Origin of the sequence: Alishewanella longhuensis (assembly GCF_014653435.1) — a bacterium.
Taxonomy (GTDB): domain Bacteria; phylum Pseudomonadota; class Gammaproteobacteria; order Enterobacterales; family Alteromonadaceae; genus Alishewanella; species Alishewanella longhuensis.
Genome location: NZ_BNAO01000005.1, coordinates 135001 through 147897 on the forward strand (window position 1 = coordinate 135001; position 12897 = coordinate 147897).

10 protein-coding genes and 1 riboswitch are annotated in these 12897 nt (G+C 49.7%); of the genes, 3 read left to right on the top strand and 7 right to left on the bottom strand.

The window, feature by feature from the left end; all coding sequences use genetic code 11:
* Genes IE163_RS11565 through IE163_RS11575 form a run of 3 tightly spaced genes read left to right on the top strand, consistent with a single transcriptional unit; the run spans nucleotide 1 to nucleotide 2549 of the window.
* A complete protein-coding gene (locus tag IE163_RS11565; protein WP_189433130.1) occupies nucleotides 1–1017 on the top strand; it encodes a FecCD family ABC transporter permease in 1017 nt (338 codons plus the stop codon).
* Nucleotides 1010–1792, top strand: a complete 783-nt coding sequence (locus IE163_RS11570; protein WP_189433131.1) for a heme ABC transporter ATP-binding protein — start codon at nucleotides 1010–1012, stop codon at nucleotides 1790–1792. Before IE163_RS11565 ends, IE163_RS11570 begins: the two co-directional genes overlap by 8 nt.
* Before the next feature lie 28 nt (nucleotides 1793–1820).
* Complete coding sequence (locus tag IE163_RS11575; RefSeq protein ID WP_189433132.1) at nucleotides 1821–2549, top strand: HugZ family pyridoxamine 5'-phosphate oxidase; 729 nt, start codon at nucleotides 1821–1823, stop codon at nucleotides 2547–2549.
* A gap of 92 nt (nucleotides 2550–2641) precedes the next feature.
* Here IE163_RS11575 and thiH read toward each other — a convergent pair whose 3' ends face one another.
* The 7 genes from thiH to IE163_RS11610 form a co-directional block, all read right to left on the bottom strand.
* Nucleotides 2642–3832, bottom strand: a complete 1191-nt coding sequence (gene thiH, locus IE163_RS11580) for a 2-iminoacetate synthase ThiH (protein WP_189433257.1) — start codon at nucleotides 3830–3832, stop codon at nucleotides 2642–2644.
* Between the two features lie 44 nt (nucleotides 3833–3876).
* Nucleotides 3877–4647 (bottom strand): thiazole synthase, encoded by a 771-nt coding sequence (locus tag IE163_RS11585; protein WP_189433133.1) that lies wholly within the window; start codon nucleotides 4645–4647, stop codon nucleotides 3877–3879.
* Nucleotides 4648–4649: 2 nt separating this feature from the next.
* The gene (gene thiS / locus IE163_RS11590) at nucleotides 4650–4850 is read right to left on the bottom strand and encodes a sulfur carrier protein ThiS (protein WP_189433134.1); all 201 of its coding nucleotides are present in this window, start codon (nucleotides 4848–4850) and stop codon (nucleotides 4650–4652) included.
* 220 nt (nucleotides 4851–5070) lie between these two features.
* Nucleotides 5071–5844: a HesA/MoeB/ThiF family protein gene (locus IE163_RS11595; protein ID WP_189433135.1), complete on the bottom strand. Its 774-nt coding sequence runs from the start codon at nucleotides 5842–5844 to the stop codon at nucleotides 5071–5073.
* On the bottom strand, nucleotides 5838–7523 hold the full coding sequence (gene thiE / locus IE163_RS11600; protein WP_189433136.1) for a thiamine phosphate synthase: 1686 nt from the start codon (nucleotides 7521–7523) through the stop codon (nucleotides 5838–5840). Before thiE ends, IE163_RS11595 begins: the two co-directional genes overlap by 7 nt.
* The gene (gene thiC, locus IE163_RS11605) at nucleotides 7507–9378 is read right to left on the bottom strand and encodes a phosphomethylpyrimidine synthase ThiC (RefSeq protein ID WP_189433137.1); all 1872 of its coding nucleotides are present in this window, start codon (nucleotides 9376–9378) and stop codon (nucleotides 7507–7509) included. The genes thiE and thiC overlap by 17 nt, the downstream gene beginning before the upstream one ends.
* A 206-nt stretch (nucleotides 9379–9584) precedes the next feature.
* Nucleotides 9585–9697, bottom strand: a riboswitch (TPP riboswitch).
* Between the two features lie 154 nt (nucleotides 9698–9851).
* Entirely contained in the window at nucleotides 9852–12554 is a 2703-nt protein-coding gene (locus tag IE163_RS11610; protein WP_189433138.1) for a putative bifunctional diguanylate cyclase/phosphodiesterase, read from the bottom strand.
* Between the last annotated feature and the right edge of the window lie 343 nt (nucleotides 12555–12897).

Genomic DNA, 12897 nt, shown 5'->3' on the forward strand with positions numbered 1-12897 from the left:
ATGGCAAAGTTTGCTGTTATTCTTGTACTGCTGGTACTGGCTATCTTACTGTGTGGCGTGCTAGCGCTTAGCAGCGGTGCCGTACTCAGCGATTGGCGTCTGGCATTTTCCTGGTGGTTACCCTTATCAACACAGCCCTTTACTGAACTGCAATTAACGGTCGTAACAGAGCTAAGACTCCCCCGTTTACTGCTGGGCTTAATGGTCGGTGCTGTGCTGGCGCAAGCTGGCTGTGCTATGCAAACCTTGTGTCGTAATCCACTGGCCGATCCCTCACTGATTGGTATTGCCGGCGGGGCAGCTATGCTGGCGTTGCTGGTGATTGCTATGGGGCCACAATTGGGCTTAACCGGGCATTATTGGGTAAGTGCGGCGGCCTTTAGCGGTGCCTTAATCACATCCTTGCTGGTTTATCAGCTCTCCCGCAGTAGCAATGGTGTTAATGTTGCCACCTTACTGCTTTGTGGTGTGGCGATAAACGCCTTGGCGGCAGCGGTTATCGGCTTACTCAGTTTTTATGCCTCGGATGACGCACTACGCTTAATGAGTTTTTGGCAAATGGGATCACTCGCAGCGGTTACCTGGCAGCCGCTGCCACTGGCGTTTCTCAGTTTAGGGTTGTGTAGTGCCCTACTTTGGTATCGGCGTAAAGCGCTCAATTTATTATTACTGGGCGAACAGCAAGCTCGCTATTTAGGGGTTAATGTGCGGCGCTTAAAACGGGAGCTTATTGTCTTAGTTGCACTGGGTGTAGGCGCAGCAGTAGCACTAACCGGTATTATTGGTTTTATTGGTTTGGTTATTCCGCATATTGCCCGTTTATTGGTGGGTGCCGCTATCCCGCGTTTAATGCCGGTCGCCATGTTACTTGGTGCGCTGGTGCTAGCACTGGCTGATTGGCTGGCACGGATGGCGCTGCCACCGGCAGAGCTGCCGATAGGTATTATTACCGCCTTACTGGGCGCACCGTTCTTTCTGTATTTATTGCTAGAACAAAAGCGGAGGCTCTATGCTTAAACTGCAGGAGCTTAAGATAAAACGCGGGCATAAAACGGTAATTGATCACATTCATGCCCATTTTACGCCAGGTCAGTTTATCGCCCTGCTAGGTGAAAATGGTGCGGGTAAATCGACCTTATTACATGCCCTCTGTTTGGATATTCCCTTTCAAGGTCACATCAGCCTGTTTGCGCAGCCGCTTGGCTCTTGGTCTGCTGAGCGTTTGGCAATGCAGCGGGCGGTATTACCACAACAACCTATTTCACCCGCAGGTTTAACGGTTGAAGAACTGGTCTGTCTTAGCCGTTTTGGTTATCGGGAAGGCCTGGATACGTCAGCCAAAATTGCTGATAAGTGGCTGGCTGCGCTCAAGCTTCTTGAGTTAAAAGGGCGCGATCTTAGCCACTTATCCGGCGGGCAATTACAACGTTGCCATATTGCCCGCTGTTTAGCACAGCTGGATAATCAACTCACTACGCCCAAATTACTGCTATTGGATGAACCCACCGCAGCGCTGGATGTGCATCAGCAACACCGCTGTCTGCAGCAAATTAAAACCTTTGCCACGGCCGGTAATCTGGTGATTGCTGTACTACACGATTTAAATTTAGCCGCGCTCTATGCCGATCAGGTGTTATTGCTTGATCAGGGCCAGATTAGTGCCCTTGGCACACCTGAACATGTGCTGGCTGAGCAGCCGCTTAGTAAGCTCTATCAGACCAAAATGCATGTTTGTCAGCATCCGCGACTGGCCTGCCCGATGATTTTTTCTGAACCTCATACCGAACTTTAAGCAGTACCCGTGAATTTTAGGAGCCATTATGCAAGAACGTCTTAACGCCACCAAAGCCGCCCGCCAGCTAGCTTTGCAATGCCAAAGTGCCGTATTCTCTACCCTATCCCATAAACTGCAAGGCGCGCCCTTTGGCTCAGTGTCGACCGTGATGCTGACCGATGAAGGCGACGTGATCTTTTATGTGTCAGACATTGCCCAGCATGCCCGCAATTTAGAACATGATAACCGCTTAAGCATTACGCTTTATCATCAAGCCAGTGCTGGCGATCAAAATACCGAAGCGCGCTTAACCTTAAATGGTCATGCACAAAAGTTAAGCCATCAGCAAGCCGCAGACTATGAGGCGCGTTACTTTCGTTTATTTCCAGCGGCAGAAGCCTATAAACAGGCACATGATTTCTACTTTTGGAAAATGCCGGTGGAGCATATCCGTTTTATCGGTGGTTTTGGCGAGATTTTTTGGTTAACTCAGCAAGAGTGGCTGCAACCCGCACCAGCGTGGCAAACGCATGATGAACTGTCGATGATCGTGCATATGAATGATGACCATGCCGATGCCTGTGCCTTAATTGCGGCGCAGCACAGTGGGCAAGCAGGTGCCGCAACTATGGTCACAGTGTACCCCGATGGCTGTCACTTTATGCAGGCAGAGCGCCTGTGTTTCGTACCTTTTGTTACGCCTTGCGTTAATGCTCAAGAGGTACGTAAAGCCTTGGTGCAGTTGACCCAGCAAGCCAGAAAAGCGGCGGCGTAACTAGAAAGCAGCGGCAACAAATCAAAGGATCAGGTTGGTTGATTCTGAAAATCAATGAACCTGGCCCTTTGATCTTATTGATTTCTTTGATTTTAGTTACGGCAAAGACCGGCTTCCCAGTCTTTCCAGACGGGTTGTAAGCCGGCTTGTTGCATACTGCGGGCGACTTCGGTAACCGGACGTTGATCATCGGTACTGAATTGCTCCAGGCTTTGTTTTTCAGTGGCGTAGGCACCAGGGGACGTTTTTGAACCGGCGCTGATACTAGTAATGGCTAAGGGAACAACGCTGTCACGAAACAGTGCCGATTCACGGGTCGATAGGCTAAGCTCCAGCTCTGGATCAAATAAGCGCCAAGCGCAAATTAGTTGTACCAGTTGTCGATCAGTGATGTGCTGTTGTGACGGCTGCTGTGATTGGTGTTGTTCCAAGATTTGCTCAGCAAGGCCCCCCGCGCAGGGGCGTAGCCGTGGAAACGCCATACTGTAACGGCTGCGCCAATAATGCTGCTGTAGAAAGCGCAAATGTAACGCCAAATAGATTGAGTCTAGCCGCCAGTCGCCTAATCCCAGTAAGGCGCCAAGACCAATTTTATCCACACCAGCCTGACCTAGCCGCTCGGGGGTGGCGAGGCGCCAGTCAAAGTCCATTTTTTTACCGCGTAAATGATGCTGTGCATAACACACCCGATCATAGGTTTCCTGATAGACCAGTACACCATCTAAGCCATATTGCCGAAGCTCGGCGTAATCTTGGCTAGACAGCGGCTGTACTTCTAACAGCACATAACTAAAGTAACGCTTTACCACCGGCAGTACCTGTTTAAAGTATTCCTGCCCCACTTTTTTCTCATGCTCACCCGCCACCAATAGCACCGTAGAAAAGCCCTGCGCTTTAATAGCCTGACATTCTTGCTCGACTTCTGCCAACGTCAGGGTGCGCCGTTTTAGCGCATTACTCATCGAAAAGCCGCAGTAGCTACAGTCATTGGCGCATAAATTGGATAAATACAGCGGAATATAAAACTGTAAGGCATGACCAAAGCGCTGCCGGGTTAGTTGCTGCGCCTGCGTGGCCATTTGCGCTAAAAAAGGCGCTGCAGCAGGCGAGATTAAGGCGGCGAAATCGTTAAGATCACGGCGGCTTTTAGCTAAGGCGCGGTTAACAGCGGCGGCATCTGCTTGCAGTATTTTCTGCTGCCAGTATGCGCTGTCTTGTTTTGCCAGTAGCTGGCTAAAACCGCTAGGCTCGAGCTGCAAAGGCTTGGCTTGCTGCTGGCTCATCGCTTCAGCGCGGCTTACCTTACTGTTTATTGCCACATTGTTACTCATAAGCTCTCCAAAAACGCCGTGAGCGGGCTACTGGCCACCGCCTGTTGCTGCCTTGTGGCCAGGCCCGCATAGTGTGCTAAGGCCCCGGCTTCGCAGGCCAGTTTGAAGGCTTTGGCCATGGCAATAGGATCGGCGGCGCTGGCAATCGCCGTATTGACCAGTACAGCACTGGCTCCTAGCTCCAGCGCTTCTGCGGCATGACTCGGCGCACCAATACCCGCATCGACAATCACCGGCACCCGACTTTGCTCGATAATAATGCGTAAAAAATCACGGGTTTGCAGGCCCTGATTCGAGCCGATGGGCGCACCCAGCGGCATTACCGCTGCACAGCCGGCTTCTTCTAAACGTTTACATAACACCGGATCAGCGCCACAGTACGGCAATACCACAAAGCCTTTGGCCACCAACAACTCTGCGGCTTTCAGTGTTTCAATAGGATCAGGCAGTAAATAACGTGGATCGGGATGAATTTCTAATTTCAGCCAGTTAGTTTGCAGTGCTTCGCGTGCCAACTCAGCCACAAATACCGCTTCTTCGGCAGTGCGCGCACCCGAGGTATTAGGCAGTAGTTTTACGCCAAGCGCCGTCAGCACCGGTAAAATTTCATCCTGTTGTGCCACTAAATCGACCCGCCTAAGCGCCATCGTCACCAGCTCGGTGTCACTGGCCAGTAAACTTTGTTGCATCACGCTGGCACTTTGGAATTTGCCGGTGCCGGTCAGTAAGCGTGAAGTAAAGGTGTGTCCCGCAATCTGGTAGTACATGCTTAGCCTCCCGCTATAGCCATAAAAAGCTGGATCGTATCGCCATCTTTTAGCGGCTGAATGTCCCAACGACTGCGTGGGATCACCTGTTGGTTAATTGCTACCGCGATCCCTGCTCGTAATTGTTGCTGACTGGCTAAAAACGTCGCCAGTGTCGTTGGGCTAACAAGCTGATAAGGCTGTTGATTAAATTGGATCTGCATATTGTTCTCATTCTGTAAAAGGTTTATACCCTTCATCCTTGAAGATACGAGGGTGTTGGCAGCCTTCACTTACTTAAGCGTCAGTCCGACTCAGTCACATAGTATGCTATGCTCCTGGGGATGCGTTGAATTGCCGCCTACCCGTATCTTCAATGATTTTGGGTATAGCCTTGGTTTAATCCGCGCTAATGCTGTAAATTGAGTGACTCTGCTTTACTGGCTACTGATTACTAGCGGCTAAGCCCGAGTTAAGCGTACAAACCGGGCAAGCCGGATCCTGTTGCAGCTGTAACTGACTACTTTGGCCATGCAGGCCATCAAAACAGTGCAAGCGACCAAAGGGCATATCGCCTATTTGCAACAGCAGCTTAAGTGCCATCAGCGCCTGCTGACAGGCAATAGCACCAACCATTGGCCCTAAAATGCCGCTGTTTAAACAGCTGGGGCTGTCTTGCCAGTCAGGGTATAAACATTGATAGCAGCCTTGCCCCTGCCAGGGTTTTAGCGCCAATAGCTGCCCTTGCCAGCCGCTAGCCGCGCCGCTAATCAGTGGTACCTGCCGTAAATAACACGCCTGATTAATGGCTAAGCGGCTACTGGTGTTGTCAGTGCAATCCAACACCAGATTGACCTCAGGTAACAGCGCCAGCAGATCAGGCAAGCTTAAGCGACGAGCCAGGCTGGTAATGACAATATCCGGGTTTTGTGCCTGTAAGCGCGCTTTCGCGCAATCAACTTTAAGCTGCCCCACCTCTGCGCTGCTGTACAATAACTGCCGAGGTAAATTGCTTACACTTACCCGATCATCATCGGCTAGCAGCAGGTGGCCAACCCCCGCCCCCGCTAAATAGGATGCCACCACCGTGCCCAACCCTCCTAAGCCAACAATCAGCACCTTGGCCTTAAGTAATTGCCGCTGCTGCGCTTCCGTGACTTCAGGTAACAGCAGCTGCGCGCTGTAGCGCAGTTGCTGGGCGGGCGTTAGATCTAACATACTGGGTCGACCTCGTTTATAGCCTGCGCCAGTTGCCTAACTTGTATCTCCTGTTTAGCTTTTGCCAAGAGCGCCATAAGCGCCCGAGTCGCTTGCTCAGGATCCGCCGCTTCGGTAATGGCCGTTACCACCGCAATACTATTTACACCTGTGGCCGCCACCGCCGCTAAGCGCTCGGCAGTAATGCCGCCAATAGCTACCGTTGGATAAGGTGCAGCTAATGGCAGATACTGCGCTAAACGGGCTAAACCCTGTGGCTTGGACGGCATTTGCTTGGTTTTAGTCGGGAATATATGACCAAGCGCAATATAGGATGGCTGCAGGGCTTTGGCGCGCAATAGCTCAGCATAGCCATGGGTCGACACGCCCAATCGAATACCGGCTAGCTGTAATGCAGTAAGATCGGCAGTAGCTAAATCTTCCTGCCCCAAATGCACGCCATAAGCGCCCAATTCCAGGGCCAGTTGCCAATGATCATTAATAAATAACTGCGCCTGATACTGCTTACCCAGCGCAATGGCTGCGGTGATCTCAGCAGTCAGCTGTGCTTTCTCAGCAGCCGTTTTAATCCGCAGCTGGATGGTGTTAATCCCAAGCTTTAATAAACGTTTTAACCAAGCAACTGAATCAACTACTGGATAAAGCCCCATCTCGGCTTGCCCTAAAGGGGTAAAGGCCGCGCACTTCGGTTGTAAATCGCTTAAGGTCGCTCCCTGATAAAGCGCTTGCACCTGCGCCGTATTAAGCCAGCTAGGAAAGTGATCGACGGCAATAGGCAGTGGCAAATGACTTAAGGTGCCAGCCCCCTGCCCCGTTGCATAGGCCGCACTCAGCCCGCGGCTAAGATAGGCCTTGGCTAGAACAATGGCATCGTCTAGCGGATAACCTAATGCCAGCGCACTGACAATAGCGCTAGATAAGCTGCACCCAGTACCATGATTATGCAAAGTGTCGATTCTGGGACTAGCTAACCAGTATTGCTGCGTGGCCGATGCCAGATAATCCAGTGCCAGATTTTTACAACCACTGGCATGACCACCTTTAACCAGTACCGCTCGCACCCCTTGTGCCAGCAAGCACTTTGTCGCTGCGATGATCTCATCAGGGCTTGTTACCGGTAAGCCGGTTAAGGCGGCTAATTCCGGCAGGTTAGGCGTCAGCAAACTGGCATAGCGATATAACTCTGGCAGCTCAGGAAGCGCCGGCACTACGTCAAAACTTTGCTCTAGCGTTAACGCATCACCACAGCTGGCAATTAACACCGGATCGACGATTACCGGTATGCTCTGCTGTGAATTCTGAGCTAACGTCTCTGCTAAGCTCGCGAGTAAGGCGGCCAGCTGCTGTTGTTGCACGCGGCTAGCCACTAAGCCAATTTTAATGGCGACCGGCGGCAAGTCGGTAAGCAGTGTTTGCCACTGCGCCGCCAGCATCTGTTCCGATACCTGTTCTACCAGCGCCACTTCTACTGAGCTTTGCGCCGTGATTGCCGTGACCAGACTACAGCCATGCACGCCAAAGGCGCGCATAGTCAGTAAATCGGCCTGAATACCCGCGCCGCCACCCGAGTCAGAGCCAGCGATTGACCAGACTATGGCTTTTTTAGCTACGCTAGGCGCTTTTGACGATGAGCGAGTGGCCTGTGTCGTCACTGCCTGTTGCTCAAAGTGTGGCGGCATAATCACGCACATCCTGGGTAATTTTCATTGAGCAAAACTTAGGCCCGCACATTGAGCAAAAATGCGCGCTCTTGTTGGACGCTTGCGGCAAGGTTTCATCGTGATACTTGCGGGCGGTTGCTGGGTCAAGCGCCAAATTAAACTGATCGTCCCAGCGAAACTCAAAGCGTGCCTTTGACATGGCATTATCGCGAATTTGCGCACCAGGATGACCTTTGGCCAGATCCGCGGCATGGGCCGCTATTTTGTAAGCAATCAGCCCCTGTTTGACATCGTCTTTATTCGGCAGCCCTAGGTGCTCTTTTGGTGTCACATAACAGAGCATGGCGCAGCCAAACCAACCAATAAAGGCCGCACCAATGCCCGAGGTGAAATGATCATAGCCCGGTGCAATATCGGTCGTCAGAGGCCCCAAGGTATAAAACGGCGCTTCATGGCAGTGTTTTAGCTGCTCGTCCATATTTTGTTTAATTAAATGCATCGGCACATGGCCCGGGCCTTCAATCATTACCTGTACATCGTACTCCCAGGCGATTTTGGTCAGCTCCCCCAAGGTCGCCAGCTCGGAAAACTGAGCCTCATCATTGGCGTCATAAATGGAGCCCGGACGCAGACCATCGCCTAAGGATAACGACACATCGTAGGCGGCACAAATTTCGCAAATTTCCCGAAAATGCTCGTATAAAAAGTTTTCCCGCTGATGGGTTAAACACCATTTGGCCATAATAGAGCCGCCACGCGAAACAATACCCGTCAGGCGCTTGGCGGTCATCGGCACATAAGCCAGTAACACACCAGCATGGATCGTAAAGTAATCAACACCCTGTTCGGCTTGCTCTAACAAGGTATCGCGAAAAACGGGCCAGGTCAGATCTTCGGCTACGCCTTTGACTTTTTCCAGTGCCTGATAAATAGGCACTGTGCCAATCGGCACTGGGCTATTACGGATGATCCAGCTGCGGGTTTGGTGAATATCCCGGCCAGTGGACAGATCCATTACCGTATCAGCGCCCCAACGGGTAGCCCAGACCAGCTTTTCCACTTCTTCTTCAATGCTGGAGGTCACTGCCGAGTTACCGATATTGGCGTTTACTTTAACCAGAAAATTACGGCCGATAATCATCGGCTCCGCTTCAGGATGGTTAATATTCGCCGGAATAATGGCCCGACCTGCAGCCACTTCGACGCGAACAAACTCGGGAGTAATGTGTTCAGGTAAGGCTGCAGCATAAGGCTGCCCCGGATGCTGTTGCTTTAACAAGGCACTTTTTACCTGATCGCGCCCCATATTCTCGCGAATAGCGATATATTCCATCTCAGGGGTGATGATGCCGGCCCGGGCATAGTGCAGTTGGGTCACAATTTTGCCGATCTGCGCTTTCAGAGGTTGCCGATTTAACCGGTGTGGTACTGGCGCTTCGAGCTGTTGCTGCTGACTAAAGCGCGAGCTTAATCCCGTTAATTGTTCAGTATCTTGACGCTCTAAAATCCAAGGTAAGCGCAGCGGCGCTAAACCATCTTCGACACTGATATTGGCAAGCGGATCGCCATACGGGCCCGAGGTATCGTACACCGGCACGGCTTCATTCGGCTCTGTAATCAGCGCCTCGGGAGTCCCCCCTACCACTGTATCGGCAAGTTCAATCTGGCGCATCGCTACCTGAATATCTGGCCGGCTGCCCTGTAAATAAAACCGCTTGGAATTGGGATAGGCTTCGCCTTGCAACTGCCCAATATAATCTCGCGCCGCTTGGCGCTGCGCGCGACGCGACGATACCCTGGACTCGACGTCGATTGACGCAGCTTGAGCTTGAGCGGTTTGCGGTTCTGGAATAAATAATTCTGTGGTCGACATAGCAATCTCACCAAAAGTTAAGGGAAAATGCTTGTCAGGAGTGTTGGATAGGACTAAGTAAAATGCAAATAAACCGGGGCTTAACCTGCGATACCCTTTTACAACAAGCTATTGCGTTATCATTCGCCAATCGTTTGCTGTGTTCAGGCAGCTACCCAAAAACCAGCAACGCTGCCATAACGGCCAGTTGCTAACTTTAAGATATCACTTAACCACTACTTGTTCCCTTCGCAGGTATTAGCCTGATCAGGTTCAACGGATCCCGCACAGCGGTCTCAGCATTAGAGATAGACTCCCTAAGGCACTCCGACAAGATATAACTATTAAATCATAGTTGTAACGTAAATTACCTTTTTATAAAACCACAGATTGATTGAAAAGAAAAGTAAGCTTTAGAAAATTCATCTAAACACAGCATCACCATAAGCTTAGTCGTCATCACTTATTCCAAGCTATGCGTTAAGTTACGCCGCTTAAACCGGTTGCTCACTTAAATAAATTAATAAGTCGGCTAAGGCCATAGGCCTGGCGTAGTAATAGCCCTGAACCCTGTCGCACCCCAATTCTTGGCACAGCTTTGCCATCTCAGGCGTTTCAACACCTTCAATCACCACTGTTTTGCCAATCTGCTTACAAGTACTCACCATCATCTCTACAATTTTCCGCTGTTTCTCATCGTTTTGCAGATCTTGCGTGAAAGAGCGATCTAACTTTATGCTATCCGCTGGCAGGCGGTATAAATACGATAAACTGGAGTATCCGGTACCAAAATCGTCTAATGCCAATAAACACCCAAGCTGTTTTATCCGCTCAGGTAACAAGAAAGCATTACTTTGCCCCTCAAGCAATGCACTTTCGGTGAGTTCAACACAGATCCGCTGTGGTGCTATGGCAAACCTTGCTAAAGCTTGCTCAAGAAAGCTCACATAATCGTATCGCCGTAATTGTTGTGACGACACGTTTATAGCCGCGCTAAGACCCGCCAATTGCGGTTGCTCTGCTAAATCACGAAGTACGATTTCCGTAACTTGTTCGCCTAACTGAATAATTTGCCCAGTTTGCTCCGCAATGGGAATAAACTCCGCTGGCGATACAAAGCGTCCCTGATCATGCCAACGCACTAAGCTTTCTATCGCGACTACCCGACCAGAAATAAAATCGATTATCGGTTGATAAAACACCTGCAATTGCTTTACATCCAAGGCGGCTTGCAAGCGATTGCGAATGGCCATAATGCTACGATAATCTTCAGCCATCGCTTGCTGATAAAAACGAAAGGTGTTACCACCAGCTTGCTTGGCGTAACTCATGGCGACATCAGCTAGCTGAGTTAATAACTGTGAACTTTTGCCAGCTTGCGTATTAATCACAATACCAATACTGGCCGTCAAATAAACATTAAAACCTGTTGTTGAGCTGGGGCCAGCAATACTTTTCAATAACTGTTGAGCTAAACGCTCGGCATCTGTCGCATGACAAGCCGGGAGATAAACTAAAAATTCATCTCCACTAAAGCGAGCTAATAACGTCTGTTCGCCCACCAACACCCGGATCCGGCTGGCAATTTCGGTGAGCAATTTATCACCAACATCATGACCGAAACTATCGTTTATCGGTTTAAAGCCATCCAAATCGATAAAAATCATCGCCTCGGGCAAAGCATCAGCCAGCGGCACCGCAACCTCTGTCGCCTGGTAAAAGGCATCACGGCGTAACAAGCCGGTAATATCATCAAATTTTGCCAAACTCACTAGCTTAGCTTTCTCCCGCCGTAATTGTCGGGTACGATCTGCCGCCAACACAAAAGTACAACAAAATACCAAGGCAACCCAAAGCACCACCTGATGTAAACGAGACCTTGCCTGGAGCGAACTAATGTCACTGACAAATACGTAAAATGATCTGCCATTCCACTGCTGAGCATTAGGCAAAACCTTAAAATGATAACGATAACGCTGAATTAATTCAGCTAAAGTAGCACGGTAATAAGAGTGTGCATCTGCCGATAGCAATACATCCGGTAAGGCTTCCAGGTAAATTTTCAGCTGAGCACCGTTGTGTGCATCTTCGGTAATTAACGCCTGTTGCAAATTAATCAAAATAAGCACAACTTGAGCGCTGGACTCGGGAAGGGGCACATAAAGCTTAAGCATCAAAAACGGCTGACTCGTATTAAGCGAGGCACCGTTAGTGGCTATATTAAACTCAGAGTCAGGTTGTTTTAACCAGTTTAATAACGCCGGGCTATTTAATAACCCCTGCTGGTAAAATAGCTCTGCGTTACCTGTGGTCAAGGCAGGCTTAAACGCCGTGTCATAAACAATGGCACCATGGATAAGATTATAGGCGTTAGTTAAATCAGTTAAATCTGCCGCCATAAACGCCAAACGCTGATGCAGCTCAACTCTTTGCCAGCGGGCATTGGCTCTACTAAATAAACTTTCTGAAAACTGTAACTGGGTCTCTACCTGATTAACCACGCGCTGCGTTTTCTGCTCGGCAATATGTGTTTCATACCGAATATCATACAGTGTCAGCGCAAACCAAACTCCGTAACCTGCCTGAAACATTACTATAGCGATAAAAGTGCTGCGGGTCAGCGCACCGTTGGCCGTAAGGGAAAAATGCTGGCGCAACCCCAGGGCAAGGCCACCCATTAATAACATCACTGGAATGAGCGATGAGCTAAAGGGGGTTTGTGCCGAGGTTGGTAATATCGGCAACCATAAACAGAGTTGCAGAAAAACGCCATAACCAAAGACTATTGCTGCCAAAATTTGCCAAAGATAGCGGCTTGCCTTACTGGATAAGGGTAATAATAACGCAGCGGCCGCCATCGTTAACAGCCCCACTAATACCGACAAGGGGATACCGCTTAACTCATGCTGGTTCGCCACTCCAGTGATACTAAGTTTTACCGCTAAAACAAACAGCAGTAATCCACTAGCCCACCTTAACTTATGCCACTGAAAAACCACAGCGGAGAAACCAATGCTTATCAGGGCACAAATTAGTACCAGTGTTAATGATAAGATTGGCAGCATCAATTTGCTTAAAAAAATCTGCTCGGCAATACCCAGCAGTGCCACAATAATAAAAAAGCCAGCTACTAGCAGATAAAATGCCAACGCTGCCGAACGGCTTATACTATCTTGGATTTTCCAAGTATCAGACACCCTTACACCTTATATTGGTTTGCGTTATCCAAGCGTTTTAGCGCAATACCTCTGCTAAAACCTATTTTTATGCACTGTTCGCTTTAAAAACCAGGTCCCGCTGCCAGCCTAAAACGAAAGTTCTTCGAGCCAGCTAACTATCGTCAGCATTATTAATCTACAGTTAACAAATCATTCTGCAAACTAATTTTTTAATAATCTCGCGATGTTACCTGTAGCAACAGCTGTTTCGCAATCGCAAATGCTGATTATTTGTATTTTATTATTCGCAACTGGTTAACCTGGATACTTTCACTTTGCTTGGCTTAAGCGCCCTAACCCCGTATAGTGACGCCGTGAATTT

What these genes read in the sequence shown, in the direction of transcription:
- IE163_RS11565 (WP_189433130.1), top strand. Translation starts at nt 1, where the DNA reads ATGGCAAAGTTTGCTGTTATTCTTGTACTGCTGGTACTGGCTATCTTA.
- IE163_RS11570 (WP_189433131.1), top strand. Translation starts at nt 1,010, where the DNA reads ATGCTTAAACTGCAGGAGCTTAAGATAAAACGCGGGCATAAAACGGTA.
- thiE (WP_189433136.1), bottom strand. Translation starts at nt 7,523, where the DNA reads ATGCCGCCACACTTTGAGCAACAGGCAGTGACGACACAGGCCACTCGC.
- thiC (WP_189433137.1), bottom strand. Translation starts at nt 9,378, where the DNA reads ATGTCGACCACAGAATTATTTATTCCAGAACCGCAAACCGCTCAAGCT.
- IE163_RS11575 (WP_189433132.1), top strand. Translation starts at nt 1,821, where the DNA reads ATGCAAGAACGTCTTAACGCCACCAAAGCCGCCCGCCAGCTAGCTTTG.
- thiS (WP_189433134.1), bottom strand. Translation starts at nt 4,850, where the DNA reads ATGCAGATCCAATTTAATCAACAGCCTTATCAGCTTGTTAGCCCAACG.
- thiH (WP_189433257.1), bottom strand. Translation starts at nt 3,832, where the DNA reads ATGAGCCAGCAGCAAGCCAAGCCTTTGCAGCTCGAGCCTAGCGGTTTT.
- IE163_RS11585 (WP_189433133.1), bottom strand. Translation starts at nt 4,647, where the DNA reads ATGTACTACCAGATTGCGGGACACACCTTTACTTCACGCTTACTGACC.
- IE163_RS11595 (WP_189433135.1), bottom strand. Translation starts at nt 5,844, where the DNA reads ATGTTAGATCTAACGCCCGCCCAGCAACTGCGCTACAGCGCGCAGCTG.